General features: G+C 59.9%; 20 protein-coding genes and 3 pseudogenes. 8 read left to right on the top strand and 15 right to left on the bottom strand.

Annotation, left to right across the window (positions count from 1 at the left end; translation table 11 throughout):
• Positions 1–110: 110 nt before the first annotated feature.
• The 4 genes and pseudogenes from AC13F2_RS05440 to AC13F2_RS05425 form a co-directional block, all read right to left on the bottom strand.
• Positions 111–1,019 (bottom strand): fructose bisphosphate aldolase, encoded by a 909-nt coding sequence (locus tag AC13F2_RS05440; RefSeq protein ID WP_179408469.1) that lies wholly within the window; start codon positions 1,017–1,019, stop codon positions 111–113.
• Between the two features lie 178 nt (positions 1,020–1,197).
• Positions 1,198–1,941, bottom strand: coding sequence for a Bax inhibitor-1/YccA family protein (locus tag AC13F2_RS05435; RefSeq protein WP_179408470.1), 744 nt, complete (start codon positions 1,939–1,941; stop codon positions 1,198–1,200).
• Between the two features lie 202 nt (positions 1,942–2,143).
• Positions 2,144–2,611, bottom strand: a complete 468-nt coding sequence (locus tag AC13F2_RS05430; RefSeq protein ID WP_066850740.1) for a hypothetical protein — start codon at positions 2,609–2,611, stop codon at positions 2,144–2,146.
• Between the two features lie 119 nt (positions 2,612–2,730).
• Positions 2,731–3,526 (bottom strand): annotated as a pseudogene (locus tag AC13F2_RS05425) (slipin family protein).
• Positions 3,527–3,870: 344 nt separating this feature from the next.
• On the opposite strand from AC13F2_RS05425, the pseudogene AC13F2_RS05420 reads away from it, so the two are divergent.
• A pseudogene (locus AC13F2_RS05420) lies at positions 3,871–4,221 on the top strand (excinuclease ABC subunit UvrB); the annotation flags it as partial.
• Between the two features lie 223 nt (positions 4,222–4,444).
• Here AC13F2_RS05420 and AC13F2_RS05415 read toward each other — a convergent pair.
• Positions 4,445–4,864, bottom strand: coding sequence for a DUF2147 domain-containing protein (locus AC13F2_RS05415; protein ID WP_482964481.1), 420 nt, complete (start codon positions 4,862–4,864; stop codon positions 4,445–4,447).
• A gap of 308 nt (positions 4,865–5,172) precedes the next feature.
• On the opposite strand from AC13F2_RS05415, the gene AC13F2_RS05410 reads away from it, so the two are divergent.
• The 3 genes and pseudogenes from AC13F2_RS05410 to AC13F2_RS05400 all read left to right on the top strand — a co-directional run bounded on the left by AC13F2_RS05410 (position 5,173) and on the right by AC13F2_RS05400 (position 6,911).
• The gene (locus AC13F2_RS05410; RefSeq protein ID WP_482970454.1) at positions 5,173–5,490 is read left to right on the top strand and encodes a DUF2933 domain-containing protein; all 318 of its coding nucleotides are present in this window, start codon (positions 5,173–5,175) and stop codon (positions 5,488–5,490) included.
• Between the two features lie 17 nt (positions 5,491–5,507).
• Positions 5,508–6,197, top strand: coding sequence for a methyltransferase family protein (locus AC13F2_RS05405; RefSeq protein WP_482964483.1), 690 nt, complete (start codon positions 5,508–5,510; stop codon positions 6,195–6,197).
• A gap of 42 nt (positions 6,198–6,239) precedes the next feature.
• Positions 6,240–6,911 (top strand): annotated as a pseudogene (locus AC13F2_RS05400) (polyphosphate kinase 2 family protein).
• A 562-nt stretch (positions 6,912–7,473) separates the two neighbouring features.
• Here the strand turns inward: AC13F2_RS05400 and AC13F2_RS05395 are convergent.
• Positions 7,474–7,662 (bottom strand): hypothetical protein, encoded by a 189-nt coding sequence (locus AC13F2_RS05395; RefSeq protein ID WP_482964484.1) that lies wholly within the window; start codon positions 7,660–7,662, stop codon positions 7,474–7,476.
• A 92-nt stretch (positions 7,663–7,754) separates the two neighbouring features.
• Between AC13F2_RS05395 and AC13F2_RS05390 the strand changes: the two genes are divergently transcribed.
• The gene (locus AC13F2_RS05390) at positions 7,755–8,051 is read left to right on the top strand and encodes a lycopene cyclase domain-containing protein (protein WP_482964518.1); all 297 of its coding nucleotides are present in this window, start codon (positions 7,755–7,757) and stop codon (positions 8,049–8,051) included.
• A 70-nt stretch (positions 8,052–8,121) separates the two neighbouring features.
• Here AC13F2_RS05390 and eno read toward each other — a convergent pair whose 3' ends face one another.
• On the bottom strand, positions 8,122–9,399 hold the full coding sequence (gene eno / locus AC13F2_RS05385; protein ID WP_482964485.1) for a phosphopyruvate hydratase: 1,278 nt from the start codon (positions 9,397–9,399) through the stop codon (positions 8,122–8,124).
• A 530-nt stretch (positions 9,400–9,929) separates the two neighbouring features.
• Between eno and ppsA the strand changes: the two genes are divergently transcribed.
• Entirely contained in the window at positions 9,930–12,356 is a 2,427-nt protein-coding gene (ppsA, locus tag AC13F2_RS05380) for a phosphoenolpyruvate synthase (RefSeq protein ID WP_482964486.1), read from the top strand.
• Positions 12,353–13,360, top strand: coding sequence for a hydroxyacid dehydrogenase (locus AC13F2_RS05375; RefSeq protein WP_482964487.1), 1,008 nt, complete (start codon positions 12,353–12,355; stop codon positions 13,358–13,360). Before ppsA ends, AC13F2_RS05375 begins: the two co-directional genes overlap by 4 nt.
• Before the next feature lie 308 nt (positions 13,361–13,668).
• Here AC13F2_RS05375 and AC13F2_RS05370 read toward each other — a convergent pair whose 3' ends face one another.
• The 5 genes from AC13F2_RS05370 to AC13F2_RS05350 form a co-directional block, all read right to left on the bottom strand.
• Positions 13,669–14,253 carry a CBS domain-containing protein gene (locus AC13F2_RS05370; protein ID WP_482964488.1) on the bottom strand — a complete coding sequence of 195 codons (585 nt, stop codon included), beginning with the start codon at positions 14,251–14,253 and terminating at the stop codon, positions 13,669–13,671.
• Positions 14,234–14,350, bottom strand: coding sequence for a CBS domain-containing protein (locus tag AC13F2_RS05365; protein ID WP_482970453.1), 117 nt, complete (start codon positions 14,348–14,350; stop codon positions 14,234–14,236). The genes AC13F2_RS05370 and AC13F2_RS05365 overlap by 20 nt, the downstream gene beginning before the upstream one ends.
• A gap of 17 nt (positions 14,351–14,367) precedes the next feature.
• The gene (locus AC13F2_RS05360) at positions 14,368–15,423 is read right to left on the bottom strand and encodes a type II glyceraldehyde-3-phosphate dehydrogenase (protein ID WP_482970452.1); all 1,056 of its coding nucleotides are present in this window, start codon (positions 15,421–15,423) and stop codon (positions 14,368–14,370) included.
• 53 nt (positions 15,424–15,476) lie between these two features.
• Entirely contained in the window at positions 15,477–17,072 is a 1,596-nt protein-coding gene (locus AC13F2_RS05355) for an ABC1 kinase family protein (protein ID WP_482964491.1), read from the bottom strand.
• Between the two features lie 495 nt (positions 17,073–17,567).
• Positions 17,568–18,128 carry a hypothetical protein gene (locus tag AC13F2_RS05350; protein ID WP_145985312.1) on the bottom strand — a complete coding sequence of 187 codons (561 nt, stop codon included), beginning with the start codon at positions 18,126–18,128 and terminating at the stop codon, positions 17,568–17,570.
• A gap of 153 nt (positions 18,129–18,281) precedes the next feature.
• On the opposite strand from AC13F2_RS05350, the gene AC13F2_RS05345 reads away from it, so the two are divergent.
• Complete coding sequence (locus tag AC13F2_RS05345; RefSeq protein ID WP_482964492.1) at positions 18,282–18,971, top strand: Crp/Fnr family transcriptional regulator; 690 nt, start codon at positions 18,282–18,284, stop codon at positions 18,969–18,971.
• 67 nt (positions 18,972–19,038) lie between these two features.
• On the opposite strand, the gene AC13F2_RS05340 is transcribed toward AC13F2_RS05345, so the two are convergent.
• The 3 genes from AC13F2_RS05340 to AC13F2_RS05330 all read right to left on the bottom strand — a co-directional run bounded on the left by AC13F2_RS05340 (position 19,039) and on the right by AC13F2_RS05330 (position 21,367).
• Positions 19,039–19,686: an RNA polymerase sigma factor gene (locus AC13F2_RS05340; RefSeq protein WP_482964493.1), complete on the bottom strand. Its 648-nt coding sequence runs from the start codon at positions 19,684–19,686 to the stop codon at positions 19,039–19,041.
• Positions 19,687–20,308: 622 nt separating this feature from the next.
• Positions 20,309–20,968 (bottom strand): RNA polymerase sigma factor, encoded by a 660-nt coding sequence (locus AC13F2_RS05335; protein ID WP_482964494.1) that lies wholly within the window; start codon positions 20,966–20,968, stop codon positions 20,309–20,311.
• An 84-nt stretch (positions 20,969–21,052) separates the two neighbouring features.
• Positions 21,053–21,367, bottom strand: a complete 315-nt coding sequence (locus AC13F2_RS05330) for a hypothetical protein (RefSeq protein ID WP_482970451.1) — start codon at positions 21,365–21,367, stop codon at positions 21,053–21,055.
• Positions 21,368–21,600: the final 233 nt, after the last annotated feature.

Raw genomic sequence — 21,600 nt, 5'->3', positions numbered from 1 at the left:
TGGTGCCGGTACGACTCGCCCGGCGCCGACATCATCGCGGATGACGGCGGCCGAGGTCAACGTAAGCGGGAACAGGCGAATGCAGCCCACGCTGGCAGCTCTCGAAAAATTCACACCGGGTTTTTGGCCGTCTTCACGGTCGACGCGCGGTAAATCCGCTCAATGGCTTCGGCGAGCACGCGATTGAATTCCTCGTCATCCATCCCGGCGCGCAGATCCTGCAGGAGCGCACGGCTGAAGCTTGCCACAAGCGCATGATTTTTCGCCAGCTCGTTGCAAGCCTCTTCTTGCGAATACCCGCCAGAAAGCGCCAACACCCGCGCACAGCTGGGATGTCCCACAAGCGGCGCAAATAGGTCTGGCGCTGCTGGCATGGAAAGCTTGAGCATCACCCGGCGACCAATTGGCTGCTTATCGAGTGCCTTCGCTAGTGCGCCAAGGAGTATCGCGTCGCATTCCGCGCGCGACTTGCTTTTCAGGTTCACCTCCGGCTCGACGATTGGAATCAGGCCCTTATCCAGAATGCGATTTGCGATGTCGAATTGTTGATCGACAACTGCGCCAATGGCTTTGGTGGACGCCTCGTTGATCAGCGAGCGCATTTTCGTACCGAAAACGCCCTTGGCCTTTGCGCGGTCAAGCAAGGTCTCGAGACCCCGGATCGGCTTCATGAGCCGAACACCGTCATTCTCGTCTTCCAGACCCTGATCGATCTTGACGAAGGGCACGATGCCACGCTGCCGGAGCAAGTCCGGCACGGGCGTGCCGTCCACCTCGCCATCCATCGTTTTCTCGAACAGGATCGCACCCAGGATCTTGCGGCCATCGAACGACGGAGCGGTAATGAGCCGGCTCCGCATCTGATGGATGAGGGCGAACATCTCTTCTTCACCGGAATAATCGTGAGCGCTGATGCCATAGTTTGTCAGCGCAGTTGGCGTCGAACCGCCGGACTGGTCGAGCGCAGCAACGAAGCCGGCACCGCCAATGATTTGCGCCATCAATACCGGGTCGTGCATGCACTGCCTCCGTTCATCCGGGCGTGGGCTGCTTTTTTGCGTGCCACTTCCGTCCGGCAGCAGCTGTCGCGCCTTGCACTCCGTTTGAATACGCCGTGCTCGCGACCGCCAGGACCTTCGGCCGGAGGAACCGGAAAAGGTGCATTACCGCGCCCGTTGGAGCTGCCAGCGGGTATGGTCATCGGCGCTCACCCATGAAGCGGAGCAGAAACAGGAACAAGTTGATGAAATCTAGATACAGCGTCAGTGCACCCATTACGATCGCCTTGCCGCGGAAATCGCCGCCCTTAACCTCAGAATAGATGTTCCTGATCTTCTGGGTGTCATAGGCCGTGAGCCCGGCAAACAGCAGAACTCCAATGCCGCTCACGATCATGTCCATCACCGAGGATTTCAGAAACATGTTGACGAGCATGGCGATGATCAGCCCGAACACGCCCATGATCAGGAACGATCCCCACGCGGACAAATCGCGCTTGGTCGTATAGCCCCACAAGCTCAACGCGGCAAAGGCCGATGCCGCCACGAAGAAGGTGCGGGCGATGCTGACCCCAGTGTAAGCAAGGAAAATGGTAGCGAGCGACACGCCCATGAGTGCCGCGTAGCTCCAGAACATCGCCTTGACCGCCGTCTCGGAAAACCGATTGATGCCAAAGCTCAGGGCAAGCACCAGCGCCAGAGGCGCAAATACAGCGACCCATCCCAATCCTGTCGGCGCTCCGGTTGCAGCAAAGAACAGTGCGCGTACACTGTCCGTGCTGGCCACGAATAGCGCGACCAAGCCGGTGAGCAGCAATCCGCTGGCCATATAATTGTAGACGCCGAGCATATAGGATCGCAGCCCCGAATCGTAGATTTGCGCGGGCGCCCCCGCGCGGGACCGTAAGGGGTGCTGATCTAGAGTTTTGAGTGGGTCTGCCATTGTGAAGTCCTCCTGCGCCGGACCGCTGACGGTGCCGAATTTCTGCCGCCGCCCTCTGAAGACGTTTGAGCCTCCGGTGAATTACAGTTTGCTGTCGCTATGCAGACCCGCGCTTTAGACGACAAGAGCGCCATGGAAGAGGAAGGCCTCCGTCGTCGCTGGAACGCACCTGTCAACCGTCCGGGTTGCCGCGCAACATGCTTCAATCATGGGTATAGGTGAAATGCACCGTCACAGACGGCTTGCGATGCATCGCGTGCGGAGTCTGCTTCGATTGCGACGGCAGCATGTGCGGCGGGCGGTCCACGACAATTCCGATCCGGTAATTAATGCCTCGGGCAAAGGTTGTGTACCCGCCGAAAGTCAGCGCGCCCGCGACAGTCATCGGTTGCAGGCGAACCGATCGTTGTATTCCGCCAGGCTCGAGGATATGCGCGGTGACATTCGCGTCCTTGACTCTGGCCCCTGAAGCCTTTTCGAAGACAGCGGCCGTGATGTGCATGCTGTGAGAGCTTGCCGGCGTGCCGCCATGCATCTCCGCCTCGGGATGGCCGGTTGGATGACCCTTCACCACTGCCGCCGGCACCACGCCTAGATACACCGTGAGACCGCCCGCGCTCTGAGAACCATCGATTACACCCGCGTTGGCTGTGACCGGAGCGAAGAGCATTCCTGCTAGGCCCAGCGTAGCGCGCTTGGCGCCAGAACGATCTGTATCTCATAGTGAAGGCATCTTCCTCTTTGTTACGTCCGGGCAAGGGGCAGGACTGCATCGGCTTGCCCTACGGGTTACGCGTTGCCGCCACCAGGCGCATCTTTTTGCTTGGCTAGAGTCTCGAACAATCCTCCAAATTCAATGGGGAACGGGAAAACGATGGTCGAGCTCTTATCTCCGGCAATTGTGCCCAAAGCACCCAGATAGCGCAGCTGCATGGCTTCAGGACGTGCGGAAAGAGTTTCCGTCGCTTCCAGCAGCTTTTGCGCCGCCTGTTGCTCGCCTTCGGCATTGATGACCCTGGCCCGGCGCTCGCGCTCGGCCTCAGCCTGCTGGCCGATCGCACGGATCATGCTTTCCTGAATATCGACATGCTTGATTTCGACATTGGCGACCTTGATTCCCCACGCGTCGGTTTGTGCATCGAGAATTTCCTGGATGTCCTTGTTGAGCTTGTCCCGCTCGGAGAGCATTTCGTCGAGTTCGTGCTTGCCGAGCACCGAGCGAAGCGTGGTCTGCGCTAGCTGGCTGATTGCGTAATCGAATTGCTCCACTTGAATGATCGCACGCTCCGGATCGATCACGCGGAAGTAGATCACCGCGTTCACGTGAATGGAGACGTTGTCGCGCGAGATCAGGTCCTGGGTCGGCACGTCAAGAACGATCGTACGCAAATCAACGCGTGCAATGGTCTGTACAAACGGGAAAATAGATCAGCCCGGGCCCTTTGACCCCAGTAAAACGACCGAGCGTGAATATAACCGCGCGCTCATACTCCCGCAAAATGCGGATCGAGCCTGCCAAAACTGCCAGCGCAATGAACAGGATGACAATTATGGTAAAGATGTTGCCGCTCGCGTCGTACTGCATCTCGTTCTCCGATCGCTTGGACACTGTCATGTGCTGCTTGCCCCAATAGGAGGCAACTACGCCGTCAAAGACGCGCCGGAATTCGAAATCTTACAGAGCCATGGAATGAAGGAAGGTCGCCGGACCATGAATCGCCTCCGTCCATGGCAGATCGGCGTATGGGCTCAAGACCGGGAGGCTGGAAAACGACCGATATGCTCGATTGGACCATTGCTGACCCTTTGAGGCGACGCAGGCTAAGAAATCAGATTCCACGTGTAAGAATCGTAGAGAAGAACGCCAGAATCTAACGACAGCCACTGAAGCGGGTCCGAATTTGCGCCGCAGTCAACGAAGACGACTTTGCAGAATACGGCTTCCGCCTGCCGAGTTGCATCGACAACCGCCCGCTGCGCTTCAACGAATGGGACGCAATGCGCCCGCAGACCTTCGCGGTCAGCGCCACGCCGGGGCCGTGGGAGATGGAGCAGACCGGCGACGTCTTCGCCGAGCAGGTGATCCGCCCGACCGGGCTCATCGATCCGCCGGTCGAGATCCACCCGGTCGAGGATCAGGTGCAGGATTGCATCGACCAGTGCCGCTAGACCGCGCTGAGAGGCTACCGCACGCTCGTCACGACGCTGACCAAGCGCATGGCCGAGGATCTGACCGAGTTTATGCACGAGGCGGGCTTGCGCGTGCGCTACATGCATTCGAAGCCGAGAATTGACCGACACTTGGCCATATAGGAGTTGTATGGCGTACCTGTCGGTCGCCAATCACCGTGCATGAAGAGAAGACGGTGACGATTCCTTTGTCGTGTTGCGAGGAATCAGTTTGCCTCTTCACTTTCCTGCTCCACCCCGCAAAGGGGAGACGTCAAAGGGACGATCGTGTTCAACGTGCTTTCTGCGGTTGCAACGCTCCCGGCAGCACACGTCAGTTTGAAACCCGCGTCCATTTCTGGTTCTTGCACCCCACATGCCCGAACATACATCCATGAACCTGGAGGGTGTCGGCACTGATCGGTTTCAACTCCCCGCCGACCGTTCTGTCGAGATCGGGAACCAGAACTTTTCCGCGCCATTCGTTCCGGCCGGACCGATCGAACTCGCGGAAAAGATTGATGCCTATGAGCACGTCGGTTCCGGCCTTTGCTGCGTCGGCCTTCGCTTTCTCGTTCGCATAAACAACGACGCCGCAAAGCTTCGTGCCGCACTCCTCGATCCGGACACGAACACTTCCGGACGGGTTTGCCCAAACACCCATGATAGCCTCATTCGGCGTTCCGGTTTGCCGAGCATGCGCCGCATTTGATGCAAAGATGAGGGCCGCGCCCATGATGGCCAAACGAATCATAGCTTCTCTTTCTTACGCCAAAATAGAACCGAGCATACCAGGTCCGATGAACGAACGTCATCTGCCGGCTCACATACTCTCACGTTAGCGAAAACCTTCATCTCGTCCTGACGCGCTGCTTCTCGAGCAAAAATGGAGCGTGTTCGTTGGAACTTTTAGCGCCTTCCCCCAGCTCGGTACTCGATAAAAGGGTCAAGTGCTGTTCTGCCGAGCGACTGTAATCTGGGGAGCCGCCGCGCGTCAATGATGCTGAGGCCGCCTCCTTTCATTGGTGGCGACCGTCCTTAGGCCGAAGGTGGGAGCAAGGAATGAGGCAAGGTCACAAGCACGCGTCCGACAGACGGGGATGGCGGATGCCGATCGTCTTCCTCGGTTTCGCAGCGATTGCGGGGTATTTCCTGCTTGCCGAACATAGGGTTCACGCGCTCAGCATTCTCCCTTGGGCTTTGCTCTTGCTGGCCTGCCCGCTGCTCCACATGTTTATGCATGGTGGACACGGTGGACACGGAGGTCATGGCGGCCAAGGCGGTGATGATGATCAGCGCGCCAGCAACAACGGCCCGAGTCCGGTCCGCGATCGCCACAGCGGACACAAGGCCGCTGATTCCAGCGCCCGTCGCCGATAACTCCGGAGAAACCTGCCATGCATAGCGACGCATCCGCCGCCTATGGGCTTTGGGGTCTGGTGATCCTCAACTCCGCGATCTTCATTTTCTTCGCGTTCAGCTTCTTCAAACCGCAAACCAAGCGCGACTGGCGATCATTCAGCGCTTTCAGTGCTTTTCTCGTCGCACTTTTTGCAGAAATGTACGGCTTTCCGCTGACCATCTACCTGCTCTCGGGCTGGCTCCAGAGCAACTATCCGCAGGTAGACTGGTTCTCGCATGACGCCGGCCATCTGCTCGAGGAGTTGTTCGGATGGCAAGCCAACCCTCATTTCGGGCCCTTCCATATCCTGAGCTTCATCCTGATCGGCGGTGGCTTCTGGGTGATATCGAGCGGTTGGGCACGGCTTTACCGGGCCCAGAAGCAAGAGAAGCTCGCAACTGAAGGTATCTATTCCTACGTCCGGCATCCGCAATATGACGGCTTCATCCTGGTCATGCTCGGCTTCCTGTTCCAATGGCCGACTGTCCTGACGCTAGCGATGTTTCCGGTCCTGGTTGTCATGTATGTGCGGCTCGCCCGGAGCGAGGAGCGCGAGGCACTCGCCGCTTTCGGCCAGGACTATCGCGCCTACATGGCACGCGTCCCGGGTTTTATTCCCAGGCTGTCGCGCTCGCGGTCAGGTGATCCAAATCTGCCCAAAAGGCGACCGCGCCGGCCATTCTAAAACGGCCCAGGACGAAGCCCTAGTAGAGATTGTCAGATCGATATGAGCAAGAACAAGCAGGACAGATCTGCGCCCGGCTACGCCGAGAAACTCCATGCGCTTCAGATCGGGCTCAGCGCGTTGCAACGCCAGGTGATCGCCGATGGCCGCAAGCTGCTGATCATTCTGGAAGGGCGCGATGCAGACGGCAAGGACGGCACGATCAAGCGCATCGTCAAGCATCTGAGTCCTCGAGACACCCGCGTGGTGGCCCTTGGTGCACCATCGGACCATGATCGCCGGTCCTGGTATTTCCAGCGCTGGGCAAACCATCTTCCGGCTGAGGGCTAGATTGTCGTGTTCAATCGTAGCTGGTACAATCGCGCTGGCGTCGAGAAGGTGATGAACTATAGCACGGACGCGGAATATGAGGAATTCATGGCGACCGTGCCGCTGTTTGAGCAGCTTCTCGCGCATTGCGGCGTCACGTTGGTCAAATATTATCTCGATATTTCGAAGGAGGAACAGAAAAGGCGTCTGGTTGCTCGCCGGAAAGATCCGCTGAAGCAGTGGAAACTCAGTCCAGTGGATGACCAAGCAATTAAACGCTGGGATGCCTACAGCGCGGCTCGCAACGAAATGCTTGCCCGTACACACAACGTTGCCGCACCATGGCGGTGGTGCGGGCCGACGACAAACACCACACCCGGCTTTCGCTCATCAGCGATCTGTTGAGCCGTTTCGGGGAAGCGCCGCACACCGATTCCGGCTTGCCGGATCCCAATACCGCATTCCTCTACGACAGCGCTGCGCTCGAACAGGGTCTTATCGCGCCGTAAACCGCCGCAAGTCAGTCCCGTGGACCACGGAAATTAAAATCTTGAAGGCACATTATGCAAAAACACCGTGTCATTGGCATGGCCAGCCCCAGCACCGGCGCGCGCTAGTCTCCGAGATTATCGGCGAGCGTTTTTGTCCGATCCGAGACTCGGTTTTGTCGTTTGCGAAAGGCTGTGCTGCGAAGGCCTATTGACGGTGCTGCGGTTCACAGCGCACATCGCCCGAACGCGATACCGCTGACGCGCGATCGCACCGCCGGCTCTAAGCGACAAGCATTTGCCTGCATGCCCGAGGACGTCAGGGAACGAGGATGAACCTGTCCAACGATTTCGTGTGGTTGATATGGTCGCTGGCATTCCTCTTGGCCTTTGCCCTGATCTACCTTGCGTTCCCCGTGCACCGGAAGGTAATGGTGCGGGCCGCACTTGGCACGGCGCCATTCGGCTTGACCGAGCCGCTATTCGTCCCTGAATACTGGCACCCGCCCAGCCTGTTCGATCTCGACCAAAAAACCGGTTTTGACCTCGAGAGTATCATTTTCTCTTTCAGCATCGGCGGCATTGGGGTTGTGCTCTACAATCTGATGAGCCGCCACGAGACGGCGCCCGTCGAGTCCCATCACCGGCACCGTCTGCACCGTCTGCACCGTCTGCACCGCCTTGCACTGGCCACGCCGGTGCTATTTTTCTTTCCGCTCATGGCTCTTGGGTGGAATCCATCTATCCTGCGGTCATTGCAATGGCGGCCGGTGCTGGGGCCGCCGCTTGGTGCCGCCCTGATCTCCTCGCCAAGACGTTCCTCGGCGGCATTCTCTTTCTTGTGTTCTATGCAGTCTTTATCGCCGGTCTTCGGATCACAACGCCGACCGATATCGAACAGGTCTGGAATCTGCCTGCTTTGTCAGGGATACTGCCTGCCGGCATACCAGTTGAAGAGTTGCTATTTGGCGGCGCATTTGGCCTTTATTGGGCAAACGTCTACGAGCATCTGACCTGGTCGAAGTCCTCGCCGCTGCCGAAACGGGATGGTGTCTGAGCCCCAGGGCGATCGAGCTTCGCGGGCATCGTCATGGCGCAGCAATGGCAATCCAGACGCTTGGCAGTTCTCATGCGACAAATGGCGATGAAAAGATGGCTTCGCCGCCGAGTTGGTGTTCGATTTCCAGCAAGCGATTGTACTTGGCGAGACGTTCACCTCGACACGGCGCTCCACCCTTGAACTGACCACCGGTCATCGCGACGGCAAAATCTGCGATGAAGTCGTCTTCTGTCTCGCCGGATCGATGGGAGAATTTGTAGCGCAGTCCAGCTCGCCGACACAGTTCGATCGCCGCCACCGTTTCGGTAACCGTGCCGATCTGGTTGGGCTTGATCAAAACAGCGTTCGTGGCTTTGTCATCAATGCCCCGCTGGATGAAACGCGAATTGGTGACATACAGGTCATCGCCGACGATCTGGATGCGGTCTCCCATCGCCAGGGTCTGCTTTACGAAGGCGGGCCAGTCCTGTTCGCCGAAACCATCCTCGATCGACACGATCGGAAATGCGGCAATCCAGTCAGTGTAGACAGCCAGAAGTTCGTCACTGGTCATATGCGCTCGGCCAAGCCCGGGCAGGACATAACCGCCGTCCTTGACGAAGGAGGTCGCTGCGGGATCCAGCGCGATGGCAATTTGACGGCCTGGTTCATAGCCTGCCACCTCAATTGCGCGGACGATCAGCTCGAGCGCTTGACGCTCGTCTTTCAGATGGGGCGCGAACCCGCCTTCATCACCAACCCCCACACCCAGGCCTTTCTCTTCCAGAAGCCCCCTCAGGACATGATAGGTTTCCGAACCATAGCGCAGCGCTTCGCCGTATGTCGGGGCACCATGCGGTACGATCATGAATTCCTGCATTTGGAGCCCATTGGCGGCATGCTTGCCGCCATTGATAATGTTCATCATGGGGACCGGGAGACGCCGGGCGGTGGAACCCCCGAGGTACTGGTAGAGGGGTAATTCCATCGCCTGAGCAGCGGCGCGAGCGACGGCTAGCGAAACGCCGAGAACGGCGTTCGCGCCGAGCCGCGCCTTGTTCTCGGTTCCGTCGAGTTCACACATAAACCGGTCAATTTCCGGCTGCCGGACAACATCCACACCGATGAGGGCGCCCGCGATTTCGCGTTCGACATTTGCGACCGCCTTCAGGACCCCGCGACCGGCATACCGCGCCGCATCGCCGTCGCGAAGTTCGTGGGCCTCGAACTGGCCAGTCGATGCTCCCGAGGGCACCGACGCGCTTGCGGCGATACCGCCCTCCAGACGGACTGTCACCTTGACCATGGGCCAACCGCGCGAGTCGAGAATCTCGTGCGCCGACAGAGCAGCAATGGTTCGCTTCATTCGATGTCTCCTATTCCAGCAAACAAATTCAATGACCGCGGCCTTCGGCCAACTCACGCTTTGTCCTGTGATCTTTCAACCGTCCGGCAGCGGCACGGCCCCAGCACATTCCGAAAGGCGTCCGCCGATCGACCCGCGTCCGAATTGCGACACCGTCTTCATCGCGTCTTTCGTCACTGCTCGTATCTGCAGCAGGCACGCGCATTGGCGCGTCATCAAAGGGACGTCGCAGCGGGCCGATCCTTACCAGAACGCCCTCTCAAATCGCGTGCAAGCGCGCCGATCTCCGCGTCTGAAATGACGAGTCTGGCAGCAGCATGGAAACCCGCTGGCCGGTTTGCCGGGGGTCCCGCACCACGCGGTACTGTAAGGTCGGGTGCTTGCCTGCGTCCTTTCCGGAACACACTGATCGTCTGTCACTGGCCGGGGCTGCCGCAAGAGCGGTCATAGGTTAGCTGCCGGAGATCACGTCGCGGCAGATAGTCGGCAATAGGGTCTGTATCAGCCGTGAGTGCACAAGGAGCGCAGCGATGACGGAAAGCCGCATAGCCTGGTTTGAGTCCCTGAACGTGGGCGACGTTCCCATCGTCGGCGGCAAGAACGCCTCGCTTGGCGAGATGGTACGCACACTCGAGGAAAAGGGCGTGCGTGTGCCGGGCGGCTTCGCGACGACCGCCGCGGCCTTTCGCGAATATGTGGCTGCCAACGAAATCGAGCCGGAGCTGCGCGCCAGCATTGCGGCATTGCAGAGTGAAAAGGCCTCGTTGCACGAAACGGGCGAAACGATCCGCCGGCTGTTTCTCGACGGAGAATTCCCGGAGGCGATCGCCACAGAAATCCGGGACGCCTATCGCGAGCTTTCCCGTCGCAGCGGCCAGGACGAGATCAGTGTTGCTGTGCGCTCGAGTGCGACTGCTGAGGACTTGCCCCAGGCGAGCTTTGCCGGTCAGCAGGAAACCTTTCTCAATGTGCGCGGTGAGCGCGCGCTGCTCGACGCCTGCCGGCGGTGCTACGCCTCGCTGTTTACCGACCGGGCGATCAGCTACCGCGAAACCCAGGGGTTCGATCATCTGGAAGTCGCGCTGTCGATCGGCGTCCAGCGGATGGTACGCTCCGACCTGGCAGGTTCGGGAGTCATGTTTTCGATCGATACGGAAACCGGATTTCCCGGCGTCGCCGTGATCAGCGCCGCATGGGGTCTCGGCGAAACCGTCGTGCAGGGCGCGGTCGATCCCGACAAATATCTCGTCTTCAAGCCCTTACTCGACGACCGGCGCTACACCCCGATCATCGAGAAGACGCTCGGCGCCAAAGAGACCAAGATGATCTACGCGACCGGCGGGAGCGAGCGCACCACGACAGTTGCAACCACCCAGAAGGAGCGCCAGGCCTTCGTTCTCAGCGAAGCGGAAATTCTGGAGCTCGGCCGCTGGGCCGCAACGATCGAGGACCACTACGGCCGGCCGATGGACATGGAATGGGCCAAGGACGGAGAGACCGGCGAACTCTACATGGTCCAGGCGCGGCCCGAGACGGTGCAGTCGTCCCGGCAAACCGGCCAAATCAAGAGCTACCGCCTGAAGACGAAGGGAAAGCCGATCATCACCGGCTCGGCGATCGGCGAAGCGATTGCCTCGGGTCAAGTATGTGCCATTCGCAGCGCCGCCGACATCGACACCTTCCGCGACGGAGCCATCCTCGTGACCGGCATGACGGACCCCGACTGGGTCCCGATCATGAAGAAGGCCGCCGGAATCATCACCGATCATGGCGGCACGACCAGCCACGCCGCCATCGTCAGCCGCGAACTGGGAGTGCCCGCCATCGTCGGCACGGGCCATGGCACCGAACTGCTGATTGACGGGCAGGAAATCACGCTTTCCTGCGCTGAAGGTGATCGGGGCGTTGTATACGAAGGCATCCTGGAATTCGAGTCATCGCAGGTGGATGTTTCCGACCTGCCCGAAACCCGAATCGCGATGATGGTGAACATCGCCAGCCCTGCCGCCGCCTTCCGCTGGTGGCGCCTGCCTGCGCGAGGAGTTGGCCTTGCGCGGATGGAGTTCATCATCAACAATCTGATCAAGATCCATCCGATGGCGCTGATCCATCCCGACCGCGTGGCCGATCCAGCGGCGCGGCGAGAGATCCGCCAGCGCACGCGCGGCTACGATGACCCAGTGGACTTCTTCGTCGAGACGCTCGCGCTGGGAATCGCCAAGCTCGCAGCACCCTACCACCCGCACCCCGTGATCGTGCGCTTGAGCGACTTCAAATCCAATGAATATGCCCACCTCCTCGGCGGCAGCGTTTTCGAACCGGAAGAGGAGAATCCGATGCTCGGATGGCGCGGTGCTTCGCGCTACTACGACGAGCGCTATCGCGAGGGTTTTGCCCTGGAATGCCGAGCGCTGAAGACGGTGCGCGAAAGGATCGGTCTCGAGAACGTGATCGTCATGGTTCCATTCTGCCGCACGCCCGAGGAGGCTGATCGCGTGCTCGCCGTGATGAAAGAGAACGAACTCGAGCGGGGCCGGCACGGCCTCGAAATCTACATGATGTGCGAGATTCCCGCCAACGTCTTCCTTGCCGAAGAGTTCGCGCAGCGCTTCGACGGATTTTCGATTGGTTCCAATGACCTCACGCAGCTCGTGCTCGGGGTCGATCGGGACTCGGGCGATCTCGCCCCCCTGTTCGATGAGCGCAATAATGCGGTAAAGCGTGCGATTCGCGAAGCCATCGTCCAGGCGCACGCCGCCGGCATCAAGATCGGGATCTGCGGCCAGGCCCCCAGCAACTATCCCGAATACGCCGCTTTTCTGGTTGAAGAAGGCATCGATTCGATCTCGCTCAACCCCGACAGCTTTGTCTCTACGCTTCGCAACGTTGCCCAAGTCGAGCAGAGTCTGAAGACCGCGCCAGCGCGAACAACCTCCGAGCCGGATGCTTCTCGATGAAGGTCGTCGTGTTCGAGACGGAAGAGTGGGAACACCAGGCGTGTCTGAGGCTTGAACCCGAGCACGAGGTCGAATGCACTCGCCAGCGCCTCGACCCGCAAACCGCCACCCTCTTCACTTCGGCAGAAGTCGTAAGCACCTTCGTGAACTCACAGCTCGGCGCCGACGTACTGACCCAGTTCCCCCGTCTCAAGCTGATCGCAACCCGGTCTACCGGATACGATCATATCGATTTGGACTGGTGCAAGGCGCACGGTGTCGCGGTCGCGAACGTACCCGACTATGGCGATTCGACCGTGGCGGAGCATGCCTTCGCCCTGCTCCTGGCCGTCGCCCGCAATCTGGTCGAGGCGGTGGAGCGCACACGCCGCGGCGACTTCTCGCAAGCCGGGCTGCGCGGCTTCGAACTGCGTGGCAAGACGCTCGGCGTCATCGGAACTGGTCGTATCGGGCGCCGGGTGACTGAGATCGCGCGCGGTTTTGGGATGAATGTCGTGGCCTACGATCTCCATCCGGAAAATGACGCGGCAACACAATTCGGGTTTCGCTATGCCGCGTTAGATGAAGTTCTCGCAGATGCGGACGTAATCACACTCCACGTGCCGGCGAACCCGGGAACCGCGAGTCTAATTTCCGACCGCGAGTTCGACCTGATGAAGTCCGGCGCACTCCTGATCAACACTGCGCGTGGCAACGTTGTCGATGTGCCTGCGCTGGTACGAGCTCTGGCCGATGGCAAGGTTCGGGCGGCGGGACTTGACGTATTGCCACAGGAGCCTCTGGTGCGCGAGGAGGCGCAAATTTTTCGGGGAGCGTCGAGCGATGGCTACGACCTCAAGGCGCTCGTCGCCAATCACGTCTTGCTGCGGTTCCCGAACGTGATTGTGACGCCCCATAATGCCTATAATACGCAAAGCGCCGTTCGGCGGATCATCGAAACCACCGTGGAGAATATCGAGGCATTCGGGCGCGGCGAGCCGCGTAATCTGGTTGGAGAACGGTAAAGTTCACACCTTCTCCAATGCACAGAACCAGCAGCCAAGTCCGCTACGGGCCCTTACTGCGCCCGCTGATCGGCGCCCGGATGGTTTCGGGCCGACGAACACCGCCGTCGGAACATCAAACTTTTGCTCGCTTCGGTCATGCTCCGGGACGTAGCGATCACGGCACAACGCTAATGGCGGCACCAGGCTCAGGTATCCCTGATCAATCCCCTGCGATGGTGCGCGTTAAGGCATCCGGCATGAACCGCTGCCCCAATGGAGCGACCCACCATTTTTGCCCTTGCCCGCGTCGTGTTCAGGCGGAGCCTTCAGGCGACCCAGCCATAGGCCCCCCAAGCATAGGGAGGCATTGTTTCGACGCTCAGTTCCAGACCCTTTACGCCCGGGACATTCTCGGCTGCGACCCGGAGCGCGTCCACTTGATCCTGCGAATCCACAAGACCCCAGATACGCACGGTCCCGTCTGCGACAATCACGCTGATACCGTAGGACGGGGCCCAGTCCGCTTGCTCGAGTTCCTTGAGAAGCTGTTCGCGGATTGTCTCGTTTGCGACTGACACGGGGGGAGACGCCATGTCTTTGCCCGCGGCCAGACCGCGTATAAGATCGGCGCGACTGACAATGCCGACAACTTTGCCCTCGCGCATGACCGGAACACGCTTGATCCTTTGGGTTTCCAGCAGGTGTGCCACTTCGCTGCTCAGGGAATCCTCCGTGACGGTAACTACTTCGGGCGTCATCACGTCTGCGGCGAAGCGCCCGCGTGCCTTCACATAATCCGCCGCGCTTGCCCCCTTTTTGGAGAAATGTCTCAACCACCAGGAACCGTGCGGATGGCTACCGTCCTCGGTCCTGCGCAGCAGGTCCCCTTCGCTAACAATACCCGCTGGCATCGATCACCGGCACGGCACTGACATGCCGCTCAAGAAGGAGCCGGGCAACCTCCGGGATCGGTGTCTCCGGCGCAACCGAAACGACCGAGGGTGTCATAATGTGCCTCATCTTCATCATTGATCTCCCAGAGCTTTGGCGATGGTACCGATTCCCAGCGCGGCATTGGTCCTGGCAATGGACTCATTCGGATCACGAATTTGCCCGACCAGAGCCCGTATTGCGTCGACCGTTTCAGGAATGACGATCGCCTGGTTATCGACCATGTAGCCGTAGAATAGTTCATCCCCTTCCACCTTCAGCATGTCCGACCACAGGGCTACTTCGTAGAGGTTGTCGTGAGGCCGGCCGAGATCGGCCATCAACTCCTTCACGGTGTTGATGGCCGTCAGTCCATCTGCCATGCGGATGAGCGCGATACGGCTCGACGAACGAAAAGCCTCGAGTACCTCTTCCTTTTCCGCCGGGCGGGTCAGTTGCACCGCCCAGTAGTGCAGGTGCGCCAGGGTTTGGGGCACCTTTACCGCCATCGTGACGACATCGAGCTCGGAATCGACGCTCTTGGCATCAGGCCCCTGATGGCTAGGAATTTCGGGTTCGGGAACCAGCGTATTCATGATTCCGCCGAGATGACTCTCCCACGGGTCGGTGGCGCGGCGCAGCAACGTACCCCGGGCCCGGCGGAGCAGGCCGGCATTTTTCAGCGCGCTCAACGTCCGGACAATCGAGGTCGTGTTGCAGGAAACAACGCGGGTGCTCTCCCGATCGAGCGCGCCCACGTAACTCGACTCGGCCACGAACGAATGCCCGGTGACCGTATGCTTCTCGCCGCCCTGAACGATGAATTTGATACCCACCTGCCGGTAGATTTCGACATTCTTGGCCGCTACGTGCTTCGGCGTGCAATCGACGACCAGGTCGGCTGCTGCGAGCAGATCCTCAAGCGTTCCGCTCACATCGAGTCCGGCTTCACGCATGAGGTCGGCCTGTTCTTTCGCCGCACCAAATAGCCGATAGCCCTTTTGCGTCACCATGCGTGAGCGCCAGTCGGCGTTGATGTCGGAAACCCCTGCGAGTTCCATATCGTCCTGCCGGGCAACCGCGTCGGCCACCCGTTTGCCGATGACACCATAACCGTTGACGGCTACGCGGATCTTTCGATTTCCATTCACGTCATTCTCCTCAGGTTGATTGATTCTCGCTGGCTGTCCATCGGTCAATCCTTCTATAGCCGGCCTGACCGCCCGACCGCCCCGACCAGTCGGAATGATAACCCCAACGCCAATAAATAGCCGAGGAGCGCGAGCAGCGGGACGTTGCCCAGCACCCGTGGCCCGGCGCTGTGCAGCATCAAAAGGGACGCCGCGATGTAGAGGCCCAGGGTCACGAGCGCCAAGGCGAGCCGGTTGCCGGTCCTGTCGAGGTGAGCTTCGATGGTTTCCAGTCCCTCGTGCCGGACAATTATGGCGGGGTGGAAGCCATCGCTCTGCAGGCGCCGGAGAAAGGCCGCGAGCACGCCGGGCAAGTCATGGGCTGCCAGCGCGGCTTCTGCCTTCAAACGAGCGCGGCCACCATTGCCCGTCTCATCACTCAGGAGGCGTTTCATCACGTCGCGACCGCGCGCCAGCAGCGTATCGAGGATTTTGAGGTCCGGATCGAGCGTACGCAGAGCGCTCTCGATGAGGAATAGGGTCCGCATCAGAACCACGAGGTTTTGCGGCAACATAACCTTGTCGTCAGGACCCAGATGCGCAACCCGCAGGACCGCCTCGGCAAGCGACCAGTCTTTCAATGGCAGTGACGCATAGTCGGCGAGTATTTCGTCGATGCCCCTGATAAACGCGGATCGGTCATCGACCTGATGGAGCAGCCCCAGGTCGATCGCTGAATCCAGCATCCACAGCGGGTCGCCACTTACGAAGGCCTGAAGGAAAAACGCGAGCGCGCGGCGTGTACGGTTATCGAGATATCCTGTCAGACCAAAGTCGTGGAAGCACAGTCTTCCATCAGGCGTGACGAATAAATTGCCGGGGTGTGGATCGCCGTGGAAGAGCCCGATGACGAAGAACTGGTTAAGATAGGCGTCGACAAGTACTTCCGCCAGGCGAGGGCCATCAACCGAAGGGTCGGCAATCCCCGTCCCACCGCTCATTTCCTGGACCAGAACGGTCTCGGTTTGAAGGTCGTCAATTACATTGGGGATAGAGAGCGACGGCCAGTCGCGAAAGGCTTCGTTGAAACGGCGGATGTTGCGTGCCTCTTGCCGGAAATCGGTTTCCTTGCGCAGATTAGCCCATATTTCGTCGACGAGACGCAGCGGTTGAAGGCGCTCAAGTCGGGGGGCAATGATTATGAGTAACCGGGTGGTAGCGACCAGCGCACGCATGTCGCGGTCGATGCGGGCGCGGATTGCGGGCCGGCGAATCTTGACGATGACCGCGCGCCCGTTGTGCAGACGGGCGCGGTGGACCTGCGCAATGGACGCGGCCGCCAAAGGTTTGGTCTCGAAAGTCGCAAAGAGCTCTTCGGTCGACTGGCCAAAGGCTTCCTCGACCGCCTGTTGCGCCTCAGCACCTGGAAAAGACTCGACATTATCCTGCAGCCGCCCCAGTTCATCGAGCCACCGCTCGGACAACAAATCCCGGCGCAAGCTCAATGTCTGCCCGAGCTTGACGAATGTCGGACCGAGCCGTTCAAGCGAAATGCGGGCGCGGCGTGGTAAGCAAGAGCGATCGGGCGGTGTGCGGCGCAATCGCTCATACGCAGCGAGGCCGAGCAGACCTATAGCCCGTGCGCCAATGTGGAGAAGCCGACCGATCATGATGCCCGCAATCGGACTCTCGCGCTCATAGCGCGGCTTTCGAGAAGTGCCCGCGCGCCGGCCACTGGCCCCTGGGAAATCGCGCGGACGGACGGTTGCCGGCGGCGGCAGTCTCGTAGAGTCGACCCTGGTATCCGGTGCCTCCGACAGGATCAATGCGAGGCCTGATGTCGCAGTCGCGGGGCGATGAGCGCGGACCAAGAATGGATTGCCTCTGGTCGCAATTGCCGAGTCGCGCTTTCCGGGCTGTAAGAACTCGTACGGCAGGGAAACGCCGCGCGTCCCCTTGCCGCGCGCGTCCACCGAGAGCTATCGCATGCATGCGTGCAACGCGCCGCAGCCATTCCATCCTCATGCCAACCTCCTCTCTGGAAAAACCGCCTGGCCGGGTCGCCATCAAAACCGGCGGGCTGACCTCGAGAGAGACGCGCGAGCACCGGCATTGTTACAGAGGCGCCTTAGTGAAAGGTCAGGAGCGGCGAGTGAGGACCGCGCTTATCCTCGCTTTGCCGCGGAGGAAATATCGTCGCCCCGGTGCCACTGTTCGAGCCATGATAGATCGGTGTATCGTGCCGGCATTTGGTTATCCTCCGCGTCTCCAATATACTTGGAAAATTCCACCTGACGGATACGATGACCGGCCGCCTCGAGACAGGCGCGAACGCTCCGCTGTGATGAGGCAACGCTGGTCTGTATGATCTCGCAGCCAAGTCGGAACGCGAGGCTGTCAATGGCAGCGACCAGAGACCGGGCGACCGGCGCCTGCTGACCGATGCCGAACGTGGCGAGATAATGTGCTACAAGGGGCTTGGGACTCTTAAGCGGTTCGACTCGGTACAGGCACAGCCCATAAAGGTGGCCAGAAGCGACTGTCGCTGCGAGAATTCCGCGTCTGTCGAATTTATCTTCCAATGTCAGGGGACTGGCAATCCGGATCCATTGCTCGAACATCAAAATGGGTGCGACTTCTCGGACAAGAGGAAACGCCTGGCCGATTTGCGTGCTCCGGAGCGGGGCGACGCTGATCGGATTCCCGAAATTCATCTCGTGCGGCATTCACAACTCCATCACCGCAGCAGTTGATAATGCGGGGATCGCGGAGTTCCTTGATGTGTCTCAATTGTTAAGCTACAAATTGGTGGACGAAGGAAGTCCATGAAGAGCGCATGCGCACAGCAAGTACAGTCACTCTCGTCCGGAAAGGAGCTCTTGCCGGAACCCTGCGCTGCATGTGCCGCGCGCGTCCTCAGTGTATGCGATGCGATCGACGATTGCGATCTTGACCGACTTGCCGCGATTACCAGCGTGCAGGACATTGCTCGGCATCAGATTTTCGTGACCGAAGGCGACCCGGCAGACCACCTTTTCAATGTCACCGACGGTACGGTAAAAGTCTACAAGCTGTTACCCGATGGCCGGCAACAGATTACCGGTTTTCTGTTTGCCGGTGACTTCCTCGGGCTCTCTTTCCTGGAAAGATACGGCTGCAGTGCAGAGGCAGTCACGCTGGTGCGATGTTGCCGATTCCCCCGCAAGCAGTTCGCTGCCATGCTGACGGACTTTCCGGGCATCGAGCAGCGGCTTCTCGGGATAGCATCCAACGAACTTGCGGCCGCACAGGACCATATGGTGCTGCTCGGCCGCAAGACCGCGCGCGAACGGGTCTCCACATTCCTCCTCATGCTATCCCGCCGCGCCGCGCGGTCCGGAGGAACCACTGATCCTGTCATACTGCCCATGACCCGGACCGATATCGCCGACTATCTCGGTCTCACGGTAGAAACCGTAAGCCGTACCTTCACCCATCTGAAAAAGGGTGGGTTCATAGAACTTCGCGAAGCTGGCATCGTCCATCTCTCCAACCTATCTGCGCTTGAGGACCTCAGCCAAGGTTTCTAAACTGCCGGGCCGTCAGGTCAGCGGAAAGCCACCCGATTCCGACCAGGTCGATTTGACGCTGCGGCCACTATATCTCGGCGCGCCCGCCCAGTTGCTCGCGGCGGCGGCGCCATCGCTCTGCCTCGTCACATCGACAGTCGAGGAAACCATGAACCGGGCAGGTCATGCACATTTCTTCCAGCCGCTTCTTGAGCGCCTGACGACCGCGATGAAGCCTGACGGTGATATTGTTCAAACTGACACCAAGGCTCGCCGCCACGCGGTCGCGGGGTTCTTCCAACAAGTCTATGCGCCAGATCACTTCGGCATATTCCGGCTTGAGAGTTGGCAAGAGCTTGTAAAGACAATTGCAGATCGCCTCTTCGAGCTCATCATCCGGCTCGATCGACAGTTCCTCGAGATCGAAGGGATCCACGATTTCCTCCCGTTTACGCCGTTTGCCGGCTCGACGCTGGTGATCAACGATTGTCGTGGCGAGAATGCGGCTGAGCCAGCCACGAACGCTGCGCACATCGCGCAGGTCAGCAGACCGCTCGACAGCGCGGAGCATGAACATCTGCAGGACCTCCTCGGCCTCATCCCCGCTGCCCAGTCTCCGGCGAAGAAAACCCAGAATCTGCCGATGGCCTTCGACGAGCGCACGGCGAACTGCAGCATCCGCTGCCCGGGCGGCGATGTCCGGATCATCATCCGGCAAGGGGTCGTCATGCGTCAATGTGCGTCTCCAGCCATTATCGACGCAGTGGCCTAGCGGTTGTTACAGGCAAGCCTGCCTATAAAGGCTTTTCAGACCTCGATTGATGCAAGTGCGCCTTAGCGAAAGTGAAAACTTGCGTTGTCTGACCTTTGAGGGGCCTGCGCTTCGACGAATGTACCTGCCGCATCCCTGCGGCCCTTGAGCCGCGGACCTGCAAATTCGATCGGTGCTGCGAAGTCTCGCCCCCCAGCGCCATGGCGCAACCGATCGGACCGTCCTCGGGCTCGCTGGTGGCAGAAGCAGTGCATTCTCGCTTTCGGGGCACAAGGAACAGCAGGCGGGCGATCCAAGCCGCACGGCCAGAATGCCCTCGGCATTGCCAGAACGCCTCCGCCCGCACTGATACCGTGCCTTGCCGGGATCACCCTCTGTCAGGAGAACCGGCGCGTGCCAGAGGAGCAGTCTGATCCATTGGGTGAAATGATCTTGGTTAGAATCCCGATGTGATTGACTGCTCTTCTGACGATGCGAGGGAGTTTGATATTCAAACGATCATTCCACTCCTTCCTGGCCCTGCCAGGGCGTGCCATGCCGCCAATCCTCCACTGTCTCGCACAATGGACAAGAGGTGGCGCGCAAGTCAGAAGAAGGACGCCGCAATGGCAGCTCCTTTCAGACCATCGTGTTCGCTGTTCCGGTTCGCCCCGTGCGCTATAGGACGGAAATCGCAGTCGCCGGAGTTCCTGAAATGGCAGGTGGAACAGCGCTTTTCGATCTGATCCTTCATCGCCCGACGCGCCCTGTGCAGGCGCACTCCGATATTGTTGGACGTGAGCCCGAGATCAGCCGCAATAGTTTCTCGCGGTTCTCCTTCGAGATCGACGCGCCGGATGATCTCGGCGTAATCTGAGCGAAGCGCCGGCAAGGCGTCCTGAACGCAAGTGCATGGATTTTCATCGTAGTCCGTTTCGGGAGTATCCGCCATTTCCCGGGGCTCGGCTTCATAGGCATCCCTGCCCCGCTGCCGCGCCGCGCGCCGCCGATAGTGGTCAATAAGCGAATTGCGCAGGACCCGGCGAAGCCAGGCGTCCACCTTCCCGTTGTCCTGCGGTTCCCGGGCGGCCCGAAGGACTTTGACGCAGAAATCCTGAAACGCATCTTCCGCTTCCTCGGTACGACTCAGCCGCCGTTGGAAGTACCGCATGAATTCGGCGCGACACTCGGTCAGTCGTTGGATGACGGCGTCCTCGCCGAGCGCAGACGAGGGTCGGAATGACCCGTTATGTGTTAAGGTTGGCATAGTAAGACCTCCATGCCGAGAGGAAATCAAAAGGGGGGTTCGGATCGCAAAGGACCCGCGTGTACCCACCGCGAAAAGCCGGATTTACGCGGTGAGCCGGGGCGGTGGGATCTCTTGTTCGAGGAGTGCAGGATCAAAAGCGTCCGCTGGCCCGATCGACCATGCTCCGGTTGTCGGTGCGGCGCGACGAGACAAGGTGCTATCGGGCAGAACCGCGCAGCAGATCGACGAGCGGCAATGGCCAGCGGTTGCAGGGGACTGTTTGTGAACCGCGCCGGTCGTGCAATGCTCTTCCAGTTCGGCTACTTGCGACGTGGATGGCGCGACCGGAGCCGCGAACACGGCCGCATCGAGATGAAGAAAGTTCAGGCCGAGCGCCAGCAACAGGCAGAGCACCAAGCGGCGCAAGCTTGCAGCACGATTGGGGTTTCTTGCAGAAGCTTTTCTCACTGAAGCGGCACCGACATATCCGATGGCCCGGTCGCCATCGGGGGCACCTGACACGCGAACGCCTCGGCCGGCATTGAGCTATGTCAACGCCGCGCATCTAAGTCGGCCGGCCGGGCGCCCACCAGGGTTCGCTCAAACGAGCGCCAACATTGGTTTGCCCGTTCCCGTGTTTCGATTTTCCT

The sequence above is a fragment of the Qipengyuania sp. L-5Y genome (assembly GCF_056859455.1).
This window is presented reverse-complemented; position numbering and strand designations above follow the sequence as displayed.